The 20,831-nt window shown below is 71.9% G+C and carries 21 protein-coding genes; 18 read left to right on the forward strand and 3 right to left on the reverse strand.

Annotation, left to right across the window (positions count from 1 at the left end; translation table 11 throughout):
* The 12 genes from ACI791_RS09520 (at nt 1) to ACI791_RS09575 (ending at nt 10,197) form a co-directional block, all read left to right on the forward strand.
* Nucleotides 1-1,257 carry a glycosyltransferase family 4 protein gene (locus ACI791_RS09520; protein ID WP_456585824.1) on the forward strand — a complete coding sequence of 419 codons (1,257 nt, stop codon included), beginning with the start codon at nt 1-3 and terminating at the stop codon, nt 1,255-1,257.
* Nucleotides 1,254-1,736, forward strand: coding sequence for a hypothetical protein (locus ACI791_RS09525; RefSeq protein WP_456585825.1), 483 nt, complete (start codon nt 1,254-1,256; stop codon nt 1,734-1,736). Before ACI791_RS09520 ends, ACI791_RS09525 begins: the two co-directional genes overlap by 4 nt.
* 92 nt (nt 1,737-1,828) lie before the next feature.
* Nucleotides 1,829-2,077, forward strand: coding sequence for an AtpZ/AtpI family protein (locus tag ACI791_RS09530; RefSeq protein WP_456585826.1), 249 nt, complete (start codon nt 1,829-1,831; stop codon nt 2,075-2,077).
* Nucleotides 2,074-2,901, forward strand: coding sequence for a F0F1 ATP synthase subunit A (gene atpB, locus ACI791_RS09535; protein ID WP_456585827.1), 828 nt, complete (start codon nt 2,074-2,076; stop codon nt 2,899-2,901). The genes ACI791_RS09530 and atpB overlap by 4 nt, the downstream gene beginning before the upstream one ends.
* A 99-nt stretch (nt 2,902-3,000) precedes the next feature.
* The gene (gene atpE, locus ACI791_RS09540; RefSeq protein ID WP_347057705.1) at nt 3,001-3,228 is read left to right on the forward strand and encodes an ATP synthase F0 subunit C; all 228 of its coding nucleotides are present in this window, start codon (nt 3,001-3,003) and stop codon (nt 3,226-3,228) included.
* 47 nt (nt 3,229-3,275) lie between these two features.
* Complete coding sequence (locus ACI791_RS09545) at nt 3,276-3,848, forward strand: F0F1 ATP synthase subunit B (RefSeq protein WP_456585828.1); 573 nt, start codon at nt 3,276-3,278, stop codon at nt 3,846-3,848.
* On the forward strand, nt 3,848-4,720 hold the full coding sequence (locus ACI791_RS09550) for a F0F1 ATP synthase subunit delta (RefSeq protein WP_456585829.1): 873 nt from the start codon (nt 3,848-3,850) through the stop codon (nt 4,718-4,720). Before ACI791_RS09545 ends, ACI791_RS09550 begins: the two co-directional genes overlap by 1 nt.
* Before the next feature lie 49 nt (nt 4,721-4,769).
* Nucleotides 4,770-6,407, forward strand: a complete 1,638-nt coding sequence (gene atpA, locus ACI791_RS09555; protein ID WP_347057702.1) for a F0F1 ATP synthase subunit alpha — start codon at nt 4,770-4,772, stop codon at nt 6,405-6,407.
* Between the two features lie 3 nt (nt 6,408-6,410).
* Entirely contained in the window at nt 6,411-7,382 is a 972-nt protein-coding gene (locus ACI791_RS09560; RefSeq protein ID WP_456585830.1) for a F0F1 ATP synthase subunit gamma, read from the forward strand.
* Nucleotides 7,383-7,431: 49 nt separating this feature from the next.
* Nucleotides 7,432-8,877 carry a F0F1 ATP synthase subunit beta gene (gene atpD, locus ACI791_RS09565; RefSeq protein WP_347057700.1) on the forward strand — a complete coding sequence of 482 codons (1,446 nt, stop codon included), beginning with the start codon at nt 7,432-7,434 and terminating at the stop codon, nt 8,875-8,877.
* Between the two features lie 506 nt (nt 8,878-9,383).
* Nucleotides 9,384-9,773 (forward strand): F0F1 ATP synthase subunit epsilon, encoded by a 390-nt coding sequence (locus tag ACI791_RS09570; RefSeq protein ID WP_456585831.1) that lies wholly within the window; start codon nt 9,384-9,386, stop codon nt 9,771-9,773.
* Nucleotides 9,774-9,795: 22 nt separating this feature from the next.
* Nucleotides 9,796-10,197, forward strand: a complete 402-nt coding sequence (locus tag ACI791_RS09575) for a DUF2550 domain-containing protein (protein ID WP_456585832.1) — start codon at nt 9,796-9,798, stop codon at nt 10,195-10,197.
* Nucleotides 10,198-10,221: 24 nt separating this feature from the next.
* On the opposite strand, the gene ACI791_RS09580 is transcribed toward ACI791_RS09575, so the two are convergent.
* Nucleotides 10,222-10,839, reverse strand: a complete 618-nt coding sequence (locus ACI791_RS09580; RefSeq protein WP_456585833.1) for a cob(I)yrinic acid a,c-diamide adenosyltransferase — start codon at nt 10,837-10,839, stop codon at nt 10,222-10,224.
* A 68-nt stretch (nt 10,840-10,907) separates the two neighbouring features.
* Between ACI791_RS09580 and murA the strand changes: the two genes are divergently transcribed.
* Nucleotides 10,908-12,185: a UDP-N-acetylglucosamine 1-carboxyvinyltransferase gene (gene murA, locus ACI791_RS09585; protein ID WP_456585834.1), complete on the forward strand. Its 1,278-nt coding sequence runs from the start codon at nt 10,908-10,910 to the stop codon at nt 12,183-12,185.
* A gap of 16 nt (nt 12,186-12,201) precedes the next feature.
* Here murA and ACI791_RS09590 read toward each other — a convergent pair whose 3' ends face one another.
* A complete protein-coding gene (locus ACI791_RS09590) occupies nt 12,202-12,534 on the reverse strand; it encodes a hypothetical protein (protein WP_456585835.1) in 333 nt (110 codons plus the stop codon).
* A 94-nt stretch (nt 12,535-12,628) separates the two neighbouring features.
* Here ACI791_RS09590 and ACI791_RS09595 point away from each other — a divergent pair, with 94 nt between their 5' ends.
* From ACI791_RS09595 to ACI791_RS09605, 3 genes are all read left to right on the forward strand, one after another.
* On the forward strand, nt 12,629-14,647 hold the full coding sequence (locus ACI791_RS09595) for a protein meaA (RefSeq protein ID WP_456585836.1): 2,019 nt from the start codon (nt 12,629-12,631) through the stop codon (nt 14,645-14,647).
* Between the two features lie 54 nt (nt 14,648-14,701).
* On the forward strand, nt 14,702-15,472 hold the full coding sequence (locus tag ACI791_RS09600) for an enoyl-CoA hydratase-related protein (RefSeq protein ID WP_456585837.1): 771 nt from the start codon (nt 14,702-14,704) through the stop codon (nt 15,470-15,472).
* Nucleotides 15,473-15,712: 240 nt separating this feature from the next.
* The gene (locus tag ACI791_RS09605; protein ID WP_456585838.1) at nt 15,713-17,059 is read left to right on the forward strand and encodes a dicarboxylate/amino acid:cation symporter; all 1,347 of its coding nucleotides are present in this window, start codon (nt 15,713-15,715) and stop codon (nt 17,057-17,059) included.
* An 87-nt stretch (nt 17,060-17,146) separates the two neighbouring features.
* Here ACI791_RS09605 and ACI791_RS09610 read toward each other — a convergent pair whose 3' ends face one another.
* Nucleotides 17,147-18,025 (reverse strand): hypothetical protein, encoded by an 879-nt coding sequence (locus ACI791_RS09610; RefSeq protein WP_456585839.1) that lies wholly within the window; start codon nt 18,023-18,025, stop codon nt 17,147-17,149.
* Nucleotides 18,026-18,302: 277 nt separating this feature from the next.
* Here ACI791_RS09610 and nucS point away from each other — a divergent pair, with 277 nt between their 5' ends.
* The gene (nucS, locus tag ACI791_RS09615) at nt 18,303-18,974 is read left to right on the forward strand and encodes an endonuclease NucS (RefSeq protein ID WP_456585840.1); all 672 of its coding nucleotides are present in this window, start codon (nt 18,303-18,305) and stop codon (nt 18,972-18,974) included.
* Nucleotides 18,975-19,039: 65 nt separating this feature from the next.
* On the forward strand, nt 19,040-20,830 hold the full coding sequence (locus ACI791_RS09620) for a 3-hydroxyacyl-CoA dehydrogenase family protein (RefSeq protein WP_456585841.1): 1,791 nt from the start codon (nt 19,040-19,042) through the stop codon (nt 20,828-20,830).
* Nucleotide 20,831: the final 1 nt, after the last annotated feature.

Here is a 20,831-nt window from a genome sequence, read left to right on the forward strand (position 1 = left end):
GTGCGCGAGTACGTCGTCGTCCTCCTCACCGCTGCGCTGGTCACCTTCCTGGCCACGCCGGTGGTGCGGATGATGGCGATCCGGCTCCGCATGATGGCCGCCCCGCGGGAGCGTGACGTGCACGTCATCCCGACCCCGCGGGGCGGCGGCGTGGCCATGTACCTCGGCGTGGTGGCCGCGGTCCTCGTGGCCTCGCGACTGCCGGCGCTGCAGCGGACGTTCGACGACACCCAGGTCTACGCGGTTCTCGTCGCCGGTGGGCTGATCTGCCTGCTGGGGGTGCTGGACGACAAGTGGGGCCTGGACGCCCTGACGAAACTCACCGGGCAGATCGCCGCGGCCGGCGTCATGGTGCTGCTCGGCGTCCAGCTGGCGTTCCTGTTCCTCCCGTTCGCCGACATCGGCACGGTATCCCTGGGCCCGGACGTCGGCGTGCCGTTGACCATCCTGCTGACGGTCTCCGCGGTCAACGCGCTGAACTTCATCGACGGGCTCGACGGCCTGGCCGCCGGGGTCTCTGCGATCGCCGCGCTGGCGTTCTTCGCCTACAGCTACAACCTCGGCCAGATGCGGTACGAGGAGGCAGCGAGCGCGCCGACCCTGATCACCGCGGTGCTGGCCGGCGTCTGCCTGGGCTTCCTTCCGCACAACTTCAGCCCGGCACGCATCTTCATGGGCGACTCAGGGTCGATGCTGGTCGGCCTGATGCTCTCCGCGGCCGCGGTCACCGCCACCGGGGGAGTGGACGCGCAGACGTTCGGCTCGGCGGCCAGCCTGCTGCCGCTGACCCTGCCGCTGCTCGTGCCGATCGCGATCCTCTTCATCCCGTTCACCGACCTGGTGCTGGCCGTGGTGCGGCGCACCCGCAAGGGCCGGTCACCGTTCTCTCCCGACAAGATGCACCTGCACCACCGGCTGCTGTCGATCGGGCACTCGCACACGCGCGCGGTCCTGGTCATGTACTTCTGGGCCGCGCTGCTGTCCTTCGGCGCGGTCGGGTTGTCGATCACCGGCGGGCGGGTCGAGCTGCTCGTGGCCATCGCCGTCCTGCTGGTCGTCGGCGTGGTCGTCGTCCTGAGCCCCCGTGCGCGCCGGGCCGCCCGCGAGGCCCGTGCCGCCGAGCTGGAGGCCCAGCGCCGCCGGAGCCGCGCCGACCACCCCACGGCGCGGAGGGTGGCGCCTCCGGCGACCGCTCCAGGTGCCGGTCCCATCACCCGTCCCGCCGCTCGCGCGGAAGGATTTCCGAGGCCCCGATGACCCGTACCCCTGTCCACGACACCCCGTGGGACGTCTCGTTCCTCCGGCCGGCCGCCCTCGTCACCGCGGGGTTGGCGGCCGCCGTCGCGCCGGTTGCCGGCCTCCTCGGAGGCTGGCCGACGGCCTGGGGCGTCCTCGTCGGCGCCGTCGTCGTGACGGCGTTCTTCGTGGTGTCCGGCGCCGTGGTGGCGTGGGCCGGACGGATCGGGGACACGCTGACGCTCCCCGCCGCCCTGCTGGTCTTCGGCATCAAGGCGATGGTCCTCTTCGCCGTGCTCGGTGCCCTGCCCGAGGACGGTTGGCTGGACCGGCGGGCCCTGGCGTGGACCGTCGTCGCCGGTGCTCTGCTGTGGAGCGCCGTGCAGCTGCGATGGGTGTGGACCCGGCAGATCTACTACGTGCCTCCTCCGGAGCCCCGGCCGACCGGCCGGGTGTCGCCCGGACGGGCGGACCCGGGAGGCGCCGCGACGGGCGGCTGATAGGGTCCGCACCGATGGCCGATGACTCCTCCAAGCGCGGGGGTGCCCGACCACGCCCAGCACGACCGGTCCGTCAGCCCAGCGGGGCTGACATGGGCTGGGGCGTCACCGGGACGATTCTCTCCGGGATGGCCGTGTGGGGCGGAGTCGGGTGGCTGCTCGACCAGTGGGCGGACACACGTCTGTTCTTCCCGGTCGGCGTCATCCTCGGCGTAGCAGTGGCCATCTACGTGGTGGTCGTCAAGTACGGCACCGTGACCCCTCCACCGGGTGAGCGGCAGACCAGCAGGACCTCGGGCGGAGGACAGGACCGGCCCAGGACGCAGAAGGGACAACGGTGACCTCAGGCGCCCTCGAGCGCGGTGGCGTGCTCGCTGTCGAGAGCGATCCCGGCGGCGGTTTCACGCCTCCGGGTCTCGGAGAGTTCTTCCCCGAGGAGCTGTTCGGCTTCACATTGCTGGGCATCGAGTTCAGCTTCGACCGGATCATCCTGGCGATGTGGCTGGCGACGGCCGCCGTCGCGGTCTTCCTCGTCATGGCCTCGCGGAACGCCAAGGTCGTGCCCGGGCGGCTGCAGTACCTGGGCGAGAGCAGCTACTCGCTGGTGCGGGACGGGATCGCTCGCGACGTCGTCGGGGTCAAGGGCCTGCCCTTCGCCCCGTTCCTGGCCTCGCTCTTCTTCTTCATCCTCGCGAACAACCTCCTCGCCATCATCCCGGGCATCCAGATCTCCCCGATGGCGCGTTTCGCCTTCCCGCTCGTGCTGGCGCTCATCTGCTGGGTCGTCTACATCGGAGTCGGGATTCGCGAGCAGGGAGCCTGGCCGTACTTCCGCGACATCCTCTTCCTGCCCGGCGTGCCCAAGGCGGCGTACATCCTGGTGACGCCGCTGGAGATCCTCCAGAACTTCATCGTCCGGCCGTTCACCCTGGCGGTCCGACTCTTCGCCAACATGTTCGCCGGCCACATGCTGCTGGTCACCTTCGCGCTCGGCGCGACATACCTGTTCACGGTCGGCAACTTCTCCGCCGTCTTCGGCCCGCTCTCGGCGCTGATGGCGATCGTGATGACCTTCTTCGAGTTGCTGGTCATCTTCCTGCAGGCCTACGTCTTCACGATGCTGATGGGCACCTACCTGAACGGTTCGGTCGAGGCCCAGCACTGATCAGTGTCGTGGTGGCCGGATCCACCGGCCGTCCGCAAGCGCACCACCCCGCCAGCCGCCCGGCGTCCGCCGGGCGACGACAGAGGAGGAACACCCCAAATGGATCTTCTGGCAGAGGTCTCCGGCAGTATCGGTTCGGTCGGCTACGGCATCGCCACCATCGGCCCGGGGATCGGTGTCGGCCTGGTCTGGGCCGCCTACATCCAGGCGACGGCCCGGCAGCCCGAGTCGGCCGGCCTGACCCGCACCTACGCGTTCCTCGGCTTCGCACTCGCCGAGGCGCTGGCCCTCATCGGCTTCGTCGCCCCTCTCGTCTACGGCACCTGATCCGGTAGCCGAGCACGGGTACCGACTCCAGACGGGACAGTGAGACCATGAGCACCCTGGCTGCGGAGAGCCCCAATCCGCTCCTTCCGCCGGTCGGCGAGATCATCATCGGCTTGATCGCATTCGCGGTTCTGCTGTACGTGGTGGTCAAGTTCGTCGCGCCGCAGTTCGAGCAAGCGTTCCAGGCGCGTCGGGAAGCGATCGAGGGCGGGATCGAGCGCGCCGAGGCCATGCAGGCCGAGGCCAAGGCATCGCTGGAGCAGTACCGCGCCCAGCTCGCCGAGGCCCGTACCGAGGCCGCCCAGATCCGGGACCAGGCCCGTGCCGAGGGCCAGCAGATCCTCGAGGAGCTGCGGGCCCAGGCGCAGGAGGAGTCGGCGCGGATCGTCGCCCGCGGCGAGGAGCAGATCGCTGCCTCCCGCCTGCAGGTGGTCAACGAGCTGCGCGGCCAGATCGGCGCGCTCGCCGTCGAGCTCGCCGGTCGCGTCGTGGGCGAGTCGCTCGCCGACGAGGCGCGCCGCCAGGGCACCGTCGACCGGTTCCTCGACCAGCTCGACGGCATGTCCGCCGGCACTCCCGACGGCCGGGGCGGCAGCACCGTCGCCGGGGGCACCCGCTGATGGATGCGTCGAGCCGCGCGGCGCTCGTCGTCGCCCGGGAGCGGCTGGAGGAGCTGACCCGCGATCCGTCGGGCCTCCTGGAGAAGGCCAAGGACCGGCTCACCGGTCAGGCGCGGGCCACCGAGTCCGGCGAGCAGCTCGCGCTGGCCGAGGAGCTGTTCGCGGTGGCGCGGCTGCTGGAAGCCCAGCCGTCGCTGCGCCGGGCGCTGTCCGACCCCTCGGGCAAGCCGGAGGAGCGGGCGGCCCTGGCGCAGCGGCTGTTCGGGGAGCGCCTGTCCCCGGTCGCCCTCGACCTGGTCCAGGTCAGCGTCCGGCAGCGCTGGTCGCGGCCGCTCGACCTGGTCGAGGCAGCCATGACGCTGGCCACCGAGGCGGCTCTCGACGCGGCGGACCTGCGGGGCGAGCTGGACGGCGTGGAGGACGAGCTCTTCCGCTTCGGCCGGATCGTCGCCGGCGACCGCGAGCTGTCCCGGGTGCTCAGCGACCGCACCGGATCGGCGCAGGGCAAGACCGAGTTGCTGGACCGGCTGCTGTCGGGGCGGGTCAGCCCGGTCACCGAGCTGCTGCTCCGCAACGTCCTGACCGGCTCGCACGCCGGTACCGCGGGAGTCGCGATCGAGCGGCTCTCGGAGGTCGCCAGCCGTCGCCGCGGTCAGTCGGTGGCACGGGTGACGACCGCCGTGCCGCTCACCCCGTCCCAGGAGCAGCGGCTGGTCGACGTGCTCTCCCGCCTCTACAGGCGGACCATCGGGCTGCAGGTGACCGTCGACCCGGCAATCGTCGGGGGACTCGTCGTCCAGGTGGGCGACGAGGTCATCGACGGAAGCATCGCCCACCGGCTGGAAGCCGCCCGCCGGCAGCTCGCCGGCTGACCGCCCACCACCACAGATCACGACCCCGCAGGGAAGAGGACTCAGAGCCATGGCCGAGCTGACGATCTCCGCAGACGAGATCCGCAGTGCCATCCAGAACTACGTCACGGAGTACTCGCCCGACGTCTCCCGCGAAGAGGTCGGGATCGTCACCGAGGCCGGCGACGGCATCGCCCGGGTCGAGGGCCTGCCCTCGGTCATGACCAACGAGCTGCTCGAGTTCGAGAGCGGTGTCCGCGGTCTGGCGCTGAACCTCGACGTCCGTGAGGTCGGCGTGGTCATCCTGGGTGACTTCTCCGGGATCGAGGAGGGCCAGCAGGTCCGCCGCACCGGTGAGGTGCTCTCCGTCGCCGTCGGCGACGGCTACCTCGGCCGCGTGGTCGACCCGCTGGGCAACCCGATCGACGGTGCCGGCCCCATCGCGTCCACCGGTCGCCGCGCCCTGGAGCTCCAGGCCCCGACCGTGGTGCAGCGGCAGTCGGTGCACGAGCCGATGCAGACCGGCATCAAGGCCATCGACGCCATGACCCCGATCGGCCGTGGCCAGCGTCAGCTGATCATCGGCGACCGGCAGACCGGCCGGACCGCGATCGCGATCGACACGATCATCAACCAGAAGCAGGCCTGGGCCACCGGTGACCCGACGCAGCAGGTGCGCTGCATCTACGTCGCCGTCGGGCAGAAGGGCTCGACGATCGCCGCGATCCGCGCGTCCCTCGAGGACGCCGGCGCGCTGGAGTACACGACGATCGTCGCTGCGCCGGCGTCGGAGTCGGCCGGCATGAAGTACATCTCCCCGTACACCGGCTCGGCCATCGGCCAGCACTGGATGTACGAGGGCAAGCACGTCCTGATCGTCTTCGACGACCTGTCCCGGCAGGCCGAGGCCTACCGCGCGGTGTCCCTCCTGCTGCGCCGGCCCCCGGGTCGCGAGGCCTACCCCGGCGACGTGTTCTACCTGCACTCCCGGCTGCTGGAGCGCTGCGCCAAGCTCTCCGACGAGCTCGGTGCCGGTTCGATGACAGGTCTGCCGATCGTGGAGACCAAGGGCAACGACGTGTCGGCGTACATCCCGACGAACGTCATCTCGATCACCGACGGGCAGATCTTCCTCGAGACGGGCCTGTTCAACTCGGGCGTCCGCCCGGCCATCAACGTCGGCATCTCGGTGTCCCGCGTCGGTGGCTCGGCGCAGATCAAGGCGATGAAGTCGGTCGCCGGCCGTCTGCGGCTCGACCTGGCCCAGTACCGCGAGCTGGAGGCCTTCGCGTCCTTCTCCTCCGACCTGGACGCCTCCAGCCGGGCCACGCTCGAGCGCGGCCAGCGTCTGGTCGAGCTGCTCAAGCAGGGCCAGTACTCGCCCTACCCGGTCGAGCGCGAGGTCGTCTCGCTGTGGCTGGGCACGACCGGAAAGCTCGACCGCGTGCCGGTCTCCGAGGTGCGCCGCTTCGAGTTGGAGTTCCTCGACTACGTCGGCCGCGGGGACAATGGCATCTTCGACACCATCCGGCAGTCGAAGAAGCTCGAGGACGACACCGTCGCAGCCCTGGAGCGGGCCGTCGAAGCCTTCTATGGCCAGTTCACGACCTCCGAGGGGGAGTCGCTGGTGGTCAACGAGCCCGAGGCCGAGGCCATGGACGCCTCGGAGCGGGGTCAGGAGCGCGTCCAGGTCAAGCGGGGCAGCTGACCCATGGCCGGTTCTCTCCGCGCGCTGCGGCGCCGCATCCGCTCCACGCAGTCGACGAAGAAGATCTTCTCGGCGCAGGAGCTGATCGCCGGTGCCCGCATCGTCCGCGCCCAGGCCCGGGTGGAGGCGTCCAAGCCCTACGCCCGGGAGATCACGCGGGTGCTCTCGGCGTTGGCCTCGTCGGCCTCGCTGGACCACCCGCTGCTGACCGAGCGGCAGAACCCGCAGCGGGCGGCGGTCCTGGTGATCACTTCCGACCGCGGGTTCGCCGGGTCGTACAACGTGAACGTGCTCCGGCGCACCGAGGAGCTGCTCGCCCTGCTCCGGCAGGAGGGCAAGGAGCCGCTGCTCTACGTGGTCGGCCGGAAGGGGGAGACCTACTACTCCTTCCGCAACCGCGAGACGACGGCGACCTTCACCGGCTTCTCCGAGCAGCCGAACTACACGGACGCGCAGGCGGTCGGCCGCGAACTCATCGACGCCTTCACCGCGGGTGAGGACGACGACGAGGCGGGCGCCGGCGTCGACGGCGTCCTCGGGGTGGACGAGCTGCACATCGTCTACACCGAGTTCCGCTCCCTGCTCGCGCAGGTCCCGGTCGCCAAGCGGATGGCTCCGTTGGAGGTCGAGGAGGTCGACGAGTTCGACTACGAGCGGGAGGAGCGGGCGGCGGGTGGCACCGCCGACAGCGGCATCCCGACCTCGTACGAGTTCGAGCCCTCGGCCGAGGGGCTGCTCGACGCGCTGCTGCCGAAGTACATCACCACGCGCATCTACGCGGCGATGCTCGAGTCGGCGGCGTCGGAGTCGGCCTCACGCCGCCGGGCCATGAAGTCGGCCTCGGACAACGCCGAGGAGCTGGCGAAGAACCTGTCGCGGCAGGCGAACCAGGCACGCCAGGCGGAGATCACCCAGGAGATCAGCGAGATCGTCGGTGGCGCCGACGCACTGGTCTCGTCCGGCGCCAACGACTGACCCCACCGAACAGCAGACCCCCGAGCCCCAGGGCAGGAGAGCACTACAGATGACCGTCACCGAGGATCGTCCGACCACCCAGCACACCCAGGCCACCGGCCGGGTCGTGCGGGTCACCGGGCCGGTCGTCGACGTCGAGTTCCCGCGCGACGCGATGCCCGACCTGTTCAACGCCCTGAAGGTCGACGTCACCCTGGCCGACCTGAGCAAGACGCTGACCCTCGAGGTGGCCCAGCACCTGGGCCAGAACGTCGTGCGGACCATCTCCATGGCTCCGACCGACGGACTCGTCCGCAGCGCCGAGGTCACCGACACCGGTGGCCCGATCAGCGTGCCGGTCGGCGACGTGACCAAGGGCCACGTGTTCAACGCCCTGGGCGAGTGCCTGGACACCCCCGGCTACGCCGCGGACGCCCTGCACTGGTCGATCCATCGGCAGGCACCGCGGTTCGACCAGCTCGAGGGCCGCACCGAGCTGCTGGAGACCGGCATCAAGGTCATCGACCTGCTCACGCCCTATGTGGCGGGCGGGAAGATCGGCCTGTTCGGTGGTGCCGGGGTCGGCAAGACCGTGCTGATCCAGGAGATGATCCGCCGGGTCGCCCAGGAGTTCGGTGGTGTGTCGGTGTTCGCCGGGGTCGGCGAGCGCACCCGCGAGGGGAACGACCTGATCACGGAGATGACCGAGTCAGGAGTCATCGAGTCGACCGCCCTGGTGTTCGGCCAGATGGACGAGCCGCCGGGCACGCGACTGCGCGTGGCTCTGTCGGCCCTGACGATGGCCGAGTACTTCCGGGACGAGATGCACCAGGACGTGCTCCTCTTCATCGACAACATCTTCCGGTTCACCCAGGCCGGCTCGGAGGTGTCGACCCTGCTCGGTCGCATGCCCTCGGCCGTGGGTTACCAGCCCACGCTGGCCGACGAGATGGGCCAGCTCCAGGAGCGGATCACCTCGACGCGGGGGCGCTCGATCACCTCGCTGCAGGCGATCTACGTGCCCGCCGACGACATCACCGACCCGGCGCCGCACACCACGTTCGCCCACCTCGACGCGACGACCGTGCTCTCGCGGCCGATCTCGGAGAAGGGCATCTACCCGGCCGTGGACCCGCTGGACTCCACCAGCCGGATCCTGGACCCGCAGTACGTGGGCCAGGAGCACTACCAGATCGCGCAGACCGTGAAGCAGATCCTCCAGCGCTACCAGGAGCTGCAGGACATCATCGCGATCCTCGGCATCGACGAGCTCTCCGAGGAGGACAAGGTCACGGTCAACCGGGCCCGGCGCATCGAGCGCTTCCTCTCGCAGAACATGTTCGTGGCCGAGGCGTTCACCGGGCAGCCGGGCTCCTACGTACCGCTGTCGGAGACCCTCGAGGCCTTCAAGGCGCTCACCGAGGGCACCTACGACCACGTGCCGGAGCAGGCCTTCTTCATGTGCGGTGGCCTCGAGGACCTCGAGAAGAACGCGGAGAAGCTCAGGCGGGCCTGAGCCAACCGCCACGGATGGGCGCGACGGCCGGGTCTCCCTGCGGGGAGGCCCGGCCGCCGCCGTCTCCGCGACCCCGGGCGTCGCCCGGACGGGTGATTCGCGGGTGGCGGGCTGCGGGGTGACCGCGGGGATGCCGACCATCTGCTCCGGGTGCACCTGTGAACGGCTGCCGGCCCGTGAGGGGCGACGTGCAGCCGCACAGCACAGTGCTGCGCCCGGCAATCCGGGTCCGGCGACTGGACCTGGCCGCCGTACGCGCCGGTCGACGGCCCGACCGCGGCCTCCGCCACCGATCCCTGGGCCTCGCCCACCTGTGTCCGGCACCGCTGGGTGCGGGTGGACCGCTGGGCCCTCCTCTACCGCCGCGCGCCCCAGCGGCGGGCACGCCCCTCGGGGGCACCGCGCGACACGCCGCTAGAGTGGGCCCATCCGTCGCCGGCCCGCCGGGCCGGCGTACCCGTACGCACCGCACCTCTCCGGCGGAGGGGTGGACTTCGAGGAGTGTCGTGGCGACCCTGCAGGTCGAGTTGGTGGCCGTCGAGCGCAAGATCTGGTCCGGCGAGGCCACGCGCGTCATCGCCCGCACCACCGAGGGCGAGCTGGGTGTCCTCCCCGGTCACGCGCCGATGCTGGGCCAGCTGGCCGACGGCGGTGTCGTGACCATCCGCACGGAGTCCGGTAACGACATGGTGGTGGCCGCGCACGGCGGCTTCCTCTCGGTCACCGATCGCGGGGTGTCGATCCTCGCCGAGACGGCCGAGATCTCCTCCGAGATCGACGTCGACCGCGCCCGCGAGGCGCTGCGCCGGGCAGAGAGCGAAGGGGACACCCCCGAGGCGCTGGCCGCGGCGCGCCGTGCGCAGTCGCGGCTGAGGGCGGCCGGCCAGGGCGACTGACCACTGCCGGCGAGCGCCCAGGATGACCACGGCCCTGCTGGTCCTGCTCGGCGTCCTGCTGCTGCTGGTCGTCGTGGTCTTCCTGCTGCGTCGCCGGTTCCTGCTCTCCGGTCTCGGCGCGGTCACCATGTGGGCGCGCGCCGAGCGCTCACCCCGCTGGTCGGTGGGGGTCGCCTGGTACGGCGGCGACGCGCTGCTCTGGTACCGCGCGCTGTCGCTGTCGGTTCGCCCGCACCACCGGCTGTGCCGGGCCGGCTTCCGGGTGCTGGCCCAGCGACCGGCCGGGCGCGACGACCTCGCACTGCCCGGCGACGTCGTCGTGCTCACCTGCAGCACGGCCGGGGGCCCGCGCGAGCTCGCCATGGAGCCCTCCACCCTGACCGGTTTCCTCTCCTGGGTGGAGTCGGCTCCGCCGGGGAGCTGAGGAGAAGGACCGCGCCGGGTGGGCTCAGTCGGAGCCGGCCCCCGTGGCCGCCTCGCGCTGGGCGTGGGCGCCGCTGTGCGCGCCGGGCTCCCAGAGGATGTCGCCGTCGGGGTTGGCCACGCGCCCGAGGATGAACAGCAGGTCCGACAGCCGGTTGAGGTACCGCGCGGTCTCCGCGTTGGTGCGCTCCGGCTCGGCCTCCAGCAGCGCCCACACGCTGCGCTCGGCGCGACGCGCCACGACCCGTACCTGGTGGAGCAGGGCGGCCAGCGGGGTGCCGCCGGGCAGGATGAAGCTGTTGAGCTTGGGCAGCGCCTCGTTGTAGGTGTCGCAGGCGGCCTCGAGCCGCTCGGTGTAGGCGGCGGTCACCCGCAGCGGTGGGTACTGCGGGGCCGCCACGATCGGCGTGCAGAGATCGGCGCCGACGTCGAAGAGGTCGTTCTGGATGCTCTGCAGCAGGCCGGCGAGCGCCGGCTCGGCCGAGCCGAGCGCGAGCGCCACCCCGATGGCGCTGTTGGCCTCGTCGACGTCGGCGTAGGCCACCAGGCGCGGATCGGTCTTCGACACCCGGCTCATGTCGCCCAGGTGCGTCTGACCGGCATCGCCGGTCTTGGTGTAGATGCGGGTGAGCCGGACGGTCATGCCCGCAGCCTATGCGGCGCCCGGCCCGGTGGCGCCGGTGCGCGGAGCGGGCGCCGTAGGGTGTTCCGGTGGAGTGCTTCGAGGTGACCGGGGGCGCGCGGCTCGCGGGCCGGGTCCGGGTCACCGGTGCCAAGAACAGTGCCCTGAAGCTCATGGCGGCGGCGCTGCTCGCCACGGGGCGCTCGACCATCGACGAGGTGCCCGACATCCTCGACGTCTCGATCATGAGCGAGGTGCTGCGCCGGCTCGGCTGCGACGTCTCCTACGAGCGCACGCCCGGGACCGGTGGCGGCCGGCTGACCATCGACGTCCCGGAGCAGCCCTCGACGGAGACCGACTACGACCTCGTCCGCCGCATGCGGGCCTCGATCAGCGTGCTGGGCCCGCTCGTCGCCCGCTGCGGCAGCGCCCGGGTGGCCCTGCCCGGCGGCGACGCCATCGGCTCTCGCGGGCTGGACATGCACATCTCGGGCCTCGAGCGGCTCGGCGCGACCATCGTCAGCGAGCACGGGTTCCTGGTGGCCACCGCGCCGCGCCTCACCGGCACCTCGATCTGGCTGGACTTCCCGTCGGTCGGGGCCACCGAGAACCTGGTCATGGCCGCGGTGCTGGCCGAGGGCACCACGGTGGTCGACAACGCCGCGCGGGAGCCGGAGATCGTCGACCTGTGCCGGATGCTCGGCGAGATGGGCGCGCGGATCGACGGCGCCGGTACCTCGACGATCACCGTGGAGGGCGTCGACCTCCTGCAGCCGGTGGAGTACTCGACCGTGCCCGACCGGATCGTCGCCGGCACCTGGGCCATCGGGGCGGTCATGACCCGGGGCGACGTCGTCGTCGAGCGCGCGGTGGCCGAGCACCTCACCGTGGCGCTGGACAAGCTGGTCGACGCCGGTGCCACCGTGGAGGCGCTGCCCGACGGGATCCGGGTGGCGATGGAGGATCGGCCGCGCTGCGTCGACGTCGTCACGCTGCCGTTCCCCGGCTTTCCGACCGACCTGCAGCCGATGGCCGTCGCCCTCGCCGCGGTGTCCACCGGGACGGCGCTGATCACCGAGAACGTGTTCGAGGGCCGGTTCATGTTCGTCAACGAGCTGGTGCGCCTGGGCGCCGACGTCCGCATCGACGGGCACCACGCCGTCGTCCGGGGCCGGGAGCGCTTCTCCAGCGCCCCGGTGCTGGCCACCGACATCCGGGCCGGTGCCGGGCTGGTCCTGGCCGGGTTGTGCTCCGACGGGGTCACCGAGGTGCAGGACGTGCACCACGTCGACCGCGGCTACCCCGACTTCGTCGACCAGCTGCGGGGCCTGGGCGCCGAGGTGACCCGCACCCAGCGGCCCGGCTGAGGCCCCCGGCCGGCGCTCAGCCGCCGAAGGAGGCGGCCAGCGCGCGGGCCCGGTCGGCGTCCTCCGGGAAGACCAGCACCTCGGCGCGGTGCGCGCCCGGGAAGCGGACGGTGGAGCGGATGCCGGCGTCGGACAGCACCGCCCGCAGCGCCAGGGCCGACTCCCGGCGGCTGAGTGTGGCGACCCGGGTGAGCAGCCCGTCGTTCCCGGCCGCGCCGCCCCCGCGGCCGAGCCCGCCGTCGTCGCCGCCGCCGAACGCCCAGCGCGCGAACAGCACCAGGACCACGAGGACGACGACCGTGACGACGGGGCCGATCAGGTAGTGCATGCTGCCCGCGTCCACCGGCATGGCGCCCTCCCGTCCGACCCGGTCGAGTGTGCCACCGCAACCGCTGGTCGGGCGGGGCTGCTACCGATCGGTAACCGCCCTACACTCCGCCGGTATGCCGTTCCCGAACACGCCTGAGGAGCGCGACCGCCCCTGGGTCATGCGCACCTACGCCGGCCACTCCTCGCCGGCCGAGTCCAACGCCCTGTACCGCCGCAACCTGGCCAAGGGGCAGACCGGCCTCTCGGTCGCCTTCGACCTGCCCACGCAGACCGGCTACGACCCCGACGACGAGCTCGCCGTCGGTGAGGTCGGCAAGGTGGGCGTCCCGGTCACGCACATCGGGGACATGCGCGCTCTCTTCGACGGCATTCCGCTCGACGAGATGAACACGTCGATGACGATCAACGCCACCGCGATGTGGCTGCTCGCGCTCTACCAGGCGGTCGCCGAGGAGCACGGGCACGACGTCAGCAAGCTCGCGGGGACGACGCAGAACGACATCATCAAGGAGTACCTGTCGCGGGGCACCTACGTCTTCCCGCCGGCTCCGTCGATGCGGCTGATCACCGACATGGTCGCGTACACGGTGACGACCATGCCGAAGTGGAACCCGATCAACATCTGCAGCTACCACCTGCAGGAGGCCGGGGCGACGCCGGTGCAGGAGATCGCCTACGCGATGAGCACCGCGATCGCCGTCCTGGACTCGGTGCGCGACTCGGGCCAGGTCCCGCAGGAGCGCTTCGGCGAGGTCGTCGCCCGCATCTCCTTCTTCGTCAACGCGGGCGTCCGCTTCGTCGAAGAGATGTGCAAGATGCGGGCCTTCACCCAGCTCTGGGACGAGCTGACCGAGGAGCGCTACGGCGTCGAGGACCCCAAGCACCGCCGGTTCCGCTACGGCGTGCAGGTCAACTCCCTGGGCCTGACCGAGGCGCAGCCGGAGAACAACGTCCAGCGGATCGTGCTGGAGATGCTCGCCGTCACCCTGTCCAAGGACGCCCGCGCCCGCGCCGTGCAGCTGCCGGCGTGGAACGAGGCCCTCGGGCTGCCCCGTCCGTGGGACCAGCAGTGGTCGCTGCGGCTGCAGCAGGTGCTCGCCTACGAGACCGACCTGCTGGAGTACGAGGACTTGTTCACCGGCTCCGTCGTGGTGGAGAAGAAGGTCGCCGAGCTCGTCGAGGGCGCGCGCGCCGAGATCGCCCGCGTGCAGGAGATGGGCGGCGCCGTTCCGGCCGTCGAGTCCGGCTACATGAAGGGGGAGCTGGTCGCCTCGCTGGCCGAGCGCCGGCGCCGGATGGAGAGCGGCGAGGACGTCGTCGTCGGGGTCAACAAGTTCGACACGACCGAGCCCAACCCGCTGACCGCCGACCTGGACACGGCGATCATGGTCGTGGACCCGGCCGTCGAGGCCGCCGCCCGGGAAGCCGTGCAGAGGTGGCGCGCCGAGCGGGAACCGGACCCGGTGCGGAAGGCCCTCGACGCGCTCCGCGAGGCGGCGTCCTCTGACTGCAACCTCATGCCCGCCACGCTCGACTGCGCCCGGGCCGGGGTGACGACGGGGGAGTGGGCCGGGGTGCTGCGCGAGGTGTTCGGCGAGTACCGGGCGCCCACGGGCGTGGCCGCGGCCGCCGGCGGCGGTGCGGCCGACGGAAACCTCACCGGCGTCCGCGAGCGGGTGCGGGCCACCGGCGAGGAGATCGGGGGCCGGCTGCGGTTCCTGGTGGGCAAACCGGGTCTGGACGGGCACTCCAACGGTGCCGAGCAGATCGCCGTGCGCGCCCGCGACGCAGGGTTCGAGGTCATCTACCAGGGCATCCGGCTGACCCCGGAGCAGATCGTCTCGGCGGCCGTCGAGGAGGACGTGCACGTCGTCGGCCTGTCGGTGCTCTCCGGTTCGCACCTGCAGGTCGTGCCCGCGGTGCTGCGCGGGCTGCGGGAGGCCGGGCTCGACGACGTCCCGGTCGTCGTCGGCGGGATCATCCCGGAGAGCGACGCGCGGCGGCTGCGCGAGCAGGGCGTCGCCCGGGTCTTCACCCCCAAGGACTTCAGGCTCAACGACATCATGGGCCAGGTCGTCGACGTGGTCCGCGAGGCCAACGGACTGCAGGAGTTGGTCCCCGCTCCGGCGTGATCGGGGAGGAGATCCGCGGGTGTCACGACCGCGGATCTCCTCTAGCGTCGGTGCATGGCTGACGGTGCGCCCCGGGTCGAGCGCGACGGCGACGTCGTCCGCATCACGATGACGCGCGCGGAGAAGCGCAACGCGCTCTCCCGTGAGCACCTGACGCAGCTGCTCGCCGCCGTGACCGAGGCGGGGCGGAGCGACGCCGCGGGCATCGTGCTCGGCGCCGAGGGGCCGGTGTTCAGCGCCGGCCACGACTTCGCCGACGTCGCGGGCGCCCCGCTGCCGGAGGTCCGCAGCCTGCTGCGGCTGTGCACCGAGCTCATGCAGACGCTCCAGGAGGTGCCGCAGGTCGTCGTCGCACGGGTGCACGCCCTGGCCACGGCCGCCGGCTGCCAGCTGGTGGCCTCATGCGACCTCGCCGTCGCGGCGGAGTCGGCCGGCTTCGCCGCTCCTGGCGGCAAGGGCGGCTGGTTCTGCCACACACCGATGGTCGCCATCGCCCGGAACGTCGGCCGCAAGCGGGCGATGGAGCTGGCGCTGACCGGCGACGTCATCGACGCGGCGACGGCGCTGGACTGGGGTCTGGTGAACCGGGTGGTGCCCGACGCCGACCTGGACACCGCCGTCGACGAGCTGATGGACCGGGCCACCCGTGGCTCCCGGGCGAGCAAGGCGTGGGGCAAGCAGACGATGTACGCCCAGCTGGACCGGCCCGAACGGGATGCCTACGCGACCGCGATCGAGGTCATGGCCGCGGCCAGCCAGCTGCCCGGTGCCCGCGAGGGCATGGCCTCGTTCCTGGAGAAGCGGCGCCCCGTCTGGACCGACTGAAGGAGGACCCCGTCCGGCTCGCCCTTCGCAGGCGCGGTGCGAGTCCCCGGACGGTGCCACGGGTGAAGCCGGCCACAGCCGGAATGCCCGGGCCCACGGGAGCACTGACCTGCCCGTGCAGAACATGTGGGGGCTGACTCGGCGGCGGACCGTCGACTTCGGCCGCGTGACGGTGGACCGCTGTCGCGGCTGACGCCGCCTCCCGCCCGGTCATCCCTCACCCAGAACGGAAACACCCTCGTGCTCGCTCGTCTCCGCCGCGTGCCCTTCGCGGCCCAGGTACTGCTGGGTCTCGTGGTCGGCATCGCGCTCGGACTGGTCGCCCGCGACCTCGGCCCCGTGGCCGACGGATCGCCCAACTGGCTGACCAGCACCCTCCAGACCATCGGCAGCACCTTCGTCACGCTGCTGAAGACGCTCGTCCCGCCGCTGATCGTCACCGCGGTGATCGTCAGCATCGCCAACCTCAAGCAGGTCTCGAACGCTGCGCGCCTGGCCGGGCAGACCCTGCTGTGGTTCGCCATCACCGCGCTGATCGCCGTCGGCATCGGCATCACCCTCGGGCTGCTCACCGAGCCGGGTCGCAACAGCTCGGTCGACGCCGCGGCGCAGGAGGACCCGACCCGGACCGGCTCCTGGTTCGACTTCCTGGGCGGCATCGTCCCGGGCAACGTCTTCGGCCTGCAGTCGTCGGCCGAGGGGGACCTGTCGTTCAACGTCCTGCAGCTGATCGTCATCGCCGTGGCGATCGGCGTCGCGGTGCTGAAGGTCGGTGAGGCAGCCGAGCCGTTCCTCGGTCTGGTCCGCTCCGCGCTGGCCGTCGTGCAGAAGGTGCTGTGGTGGGTCATCCTGCTCGCGCCGCTGGGCACCGTCGGCCTGATCGGCAACGCCGTCGCCAGCTACGGCTGGGAGTCCCTCGGCTCGCTCGGGGCTTTCGCCGGCGCCGTCTACGCCGGTCTGGCGCTGGTGCTGTTCGTCGTCTACCCGGTGCTCCTGCGGCTGCACGGACTCTCGCCGCTGCGGTGGTTCGCCGGTGCCTGGCCGGCCATCCAGCTGGCCTTCGTGTCGCGCTCGTCCATCGGCACGTTGCCGGTGACCGAGCGGGTCACCGAGCAGAACCTGGGCGTTCCGCGGTCCTACGCCTCGTTCGCCGTCCCGCTGGGGGCGACGACGAAGATGGACGGCTGCGCGGCGATCTACCCCGCGCTCGCGGCGATCTTCGTCGCCCAGTTCTTCGGGGTGGACCTCGGCATCACCGACTACCTGCTCATCGTCCTGGTCTCGGTCGTCGGCTCGGCGGCCACCGCGGGCGTCACCGGTGCGGTCGTGATGCTGACCCTCACCCTCTCGACCCTTGGCCTGCCGCTGGCCGGCGTCGGTCTGCTGCTGGCCGTCGACCCGATCCTGGACATGGGGCGCACCGCGGTGAACGTCGCCGGTCAGGCGCTCGTGCCCACGATCGTGGCCAAGCGCGAGGGCATCCTCGACCTCGAGCGGTACCGCTCGACGAGGACGATCGACCCGCTCGCCCCGGTCGAGGACCGTGGCGGCGTCGACGCCGACCTGCGGGAGCCGGCCACCGCCTGAAGCACTCACCGTCCCGTCACTCGCAGGCACCCGCCGGGGCCCTGCATCGGCCGGGCCCGGACCTCGCCGGAAGGTCCGGGCCCGCCGTCATCCCGCGATCAGGTCCGCGCAGCCCGTCTCGTGGGGCAGCAGCGGCCGGAGGAGCACCGACCAGCGGGTTCCGTCGGGCGAGGTCCACGGGGTGGCCGCCGACGCCGACGCCGCGGCGTCCAGGACCGCCTGCGCCGCCTCCCCGTCCGCCGTCACGCAGGTGACCCCGGGGGCGACCGGCTCGCCGGGCAACTCCGGACCGGGCCACGGTTGCTCCGGCTGGGCCGGCTCCACGTCGACGTACGGCGTCACCAGCGCGGCCACCGCCTCCGGTCGGTACGGCTCCGGCCCGGTGACCCGGTCGGTGCCCAGGGCGTCGGCCGGGTTCCGCAGCACGTCGACCAGCTCGGACAGCCGCGTCCGCGCGGCCGCCTGCTCCTCGGTGACACCGGTCTCGAGTTCCCGCCCGGGCGCCGAGCTCACCCCCAGGGCGTAGACCTCGCGGGTGACCAGCTCCCCGCCGGTGCGGACGGCGAACCGCGTGCTCGTCGCGTCGGCGAGGGGAGGGCTGCCGAGGTCCCCGGTCTCCGCGACGCCGGCAGCCAGCGCCCGGTCGACGAGGTCGCGCACCCCGCCGTCGTCGAGCTGGTGGAGCTGCAGGTTCGGCAGCGCGGGCGCCGGCCAGATGGCGATCACGGGGCCGTCGGTGATGAGCCGGCCGTCGGCGTAGACCGTCGCGGTCGGCAGCCGGCCGGCGAGCATCGCCGGGGTGGTGAAGCCGCCGACCTCGCTGACCTGCAGGACGACGGCCGGGTCCGCCGGCGGGGGTGACGGCTCCGCCGGCTCGGCGGGTCCGCCGCCGGCGCCCGTGGCGCAGGCGCTCAGCAGCGGGAGCAGGGCCAGGAGGGGCACGGCGCGCAGCGGGCGAACGGGCATACGGGTATGACGGCGGTCGGGTCGGCCAGGTTCCGTCCGGTCCGGTCAGGTCACCCGCGGGACGTGCACCGCCGTCCGGTCCGGTCGAACAGGTGACCCCTGCCCGTGGCGCGACCCGCGGGCGGGCAGCGCACCCCGATCGACGCCCACCAGCCGTGCTCCCGGCTCGCTCCCGCGAACGCGACCATCGCCCAGGTCATGGCCTGCCGGGCCGGACCGCCCTGCCCGCACGTCCCCGCGATGGCGTCCGGGTATCCGGCCGGTAGCGTCGGCGCCCGTGCGCCTGGTCATCGCCCGCTGCTCCGTCGACTACGTCGGTCGGCTCACCGCCCACCTGCCCCTGGCGACCCGCCTCCTGCTGGTCAAGGCCGACGGGTCGGTGTCGGTGCACGCCGACGACCGCGCGTACAAGCCGCTGAACTGGATGAGCCCGCCCTGCCGGCTGGAGGAGGACCTGACCGACGGCTCGGGCACGTGGACGGTCACCAACAAGGCCGGTGAGCAGCTGATCATCAGCATCGAGGAGGTCCTGCACGACCACGCGCAGGAGCTCGGCACGGACCCGGGCCTGCAGAAGGACGGCGTCGAGGCGGAGCTGCAGCGGTTGCTCGCGCTGCACGTCGAGACCTTCGGGCCCGGCTGGTCGCTGGTGCGCCGGGAGTACCCGACGGCGATCGGGCCGGTGGACCTGCTCTGCCGCGACGCCTCCGGCGCGGTGGTGGCGGTGGAGATCAAGCGGCGCGGCGAGATCGACGGCGTGGAGCAGCTGACCCGCTACCTCGAGCTGCTCAACCGGGATCCGCTGCTCGCCCCGGTCAAGGGCGTCTTCGCCGCGCAGGAGATCAAGCCGCAGGCCCGGGTGCTCGCCCAGGACCGCGGCATCGACTGCCTCACCGTCGACTACGCCGTCCTCAAGGGCACCGACGACCCCACCCAGCGGCTCTTCTGAGGAGACCCCGTCCTCCCGCGGGCGGCGGGTGAGAGACTGCCCGCGATCACCGGCGGTGGGAGGAGATGGCAACCGTGCCCAGGGAACTGAACGAGGTCGGCGTCGTGGGGCTGGGCACCATGGGTGCCGGCATCGCCGAGGTGTTCGCACGGGCGGGCCTGTCGGTCACCGCCGTGGAGATCAGCGACGAGGCGCTGGCCCGGGGCCGGAGCCACGTCGAGCAGTCCACCGACCGGGCCGTCGCCCGCGGCAAGCTCGATGCCGCCGAGCGCGACGCCATCTTCGAGCGCATCCGCTTCTCCACCTCGCTGGAGGACCTGGGCGACGTCGAGCTGGTCGTCGAGGCGGTGCCCGAGCGGATGGAGCTCAAGGCCGACCTCTTCGCGAAGCTGGACAAGATCTGCCCGCCGGACACCATCCTGGCGACGAACACCTCGAGCCTCTCGGTCACCGAGCTGTCGGTCGTCACCGGACGGCCGAGCAAGGTCATCGGGATGCACTTCTTCAACCCGGCGCCGGTCATGAAGCTGGTCGAGGTGGTGCGCACCGTCGTCACCGAGCCCTCGGTGGTCGAGGACGTCGAGGCGCTGGCCGAACGACTCGGCAAGGTCGACGTCACGATCGGCGACAAGGCGGGCTTCATCGCCAACGCGCTGCTGTTCGGCTACCTCAACCACGCCGTGTCGATGTACGAGAACCGGTACGCCAGCCGGGAGGACATCGACGCGGCGATGCGCCTGGGGTGCGGCCTGCCCATGGGCCCGCTGGCGCTCATGGACCTCATCGGCATCGACACCGCCTACGAGATCCTCGACACGATGTACAAGCAGTCGCGCAACCGGCTGCACGCGCCGAGCCCGATCATCAAGCAGATGATGACCGCGGGCCTGCTGGGCCGGAAGGTCGGCCGGGGCTTCTACACCTACGCCGCGGCCGGCTCCGCGGAGGTCGTCGCCGACGAGGCGACCCCCACCCCCGGCGGCGCGGCCGAGGGAGCCCGACCGGTGCGGACCGTGGGCGTCGTCGGCTCCGGGACCATGGCCACCGGGATCATCGAGGTCGTCGCCAAGGGTGGCTACGACGTCGTCTTCGTGGCCCGTTCCGCCGAGAAGGTCGAGGCCGTCACCACGGCGGTCACCAAGTCGCTGGACAAGCAGGTCGTCCGCGGCCGGCTGGAGGAGAACGCCAGGGACGAGATCCTGGGCCGGGTCACCGGCACCACGTCGCTGGACGACCTCGCCGACCGCGACCTGGTCATCGAGGCCGTCGTCGAGTCGCTGCCGGTCAAGGAGGCGCTGTTCGCCAACCTGGGCGAGATCGCCAAGCCCGGGGCCGTGCTGGCCACGACCACGTCGAGCCTGCCGGTCATCGAGTGCGCCAAGGCCGGCGGCCGCCCGGCCGACGTCGTGGGCATGCACTTCTTCAACCCCGCGCAGGTCATGAAGCTGGTGGAGGTCGTCTCGACCATCTCCACCGCCCCGGACGCCGCGGCGACCATCCACGCGGTGTCGGCGCAGCTGGGCAAGCGCGCGGTCTCCTGCACCGACCGGGCCGGGTTCATCGTGAACGCCCTGCTCTTCCCGTACCTGAACGACGCGGTGAAGATGCTGGAGGCGCATTACGCCACGGCCGACGACATCGACGCCGCGATGAAGGTCGGCTGCGGCTACCCCATGGGGCCCTTCGAGCTGCTCGACGTCGTCGGCCTGGACGTCTCGCTGGCGATCGAGAAGGAGCTCTACACCGAGTTCCGAGAGCCGGGGTTCGCGCCGGCGCCGCTGCTCGAGCACCTGGTCACCGCCGGCTACCTCGGCCGGAAGACCGGTCGTGGTTTCCGGGACTACGTCAGCCGCTGAC

Source organism: Blastococcus sp. SYSU DS0973 (genome assembly GCF_054051055.1).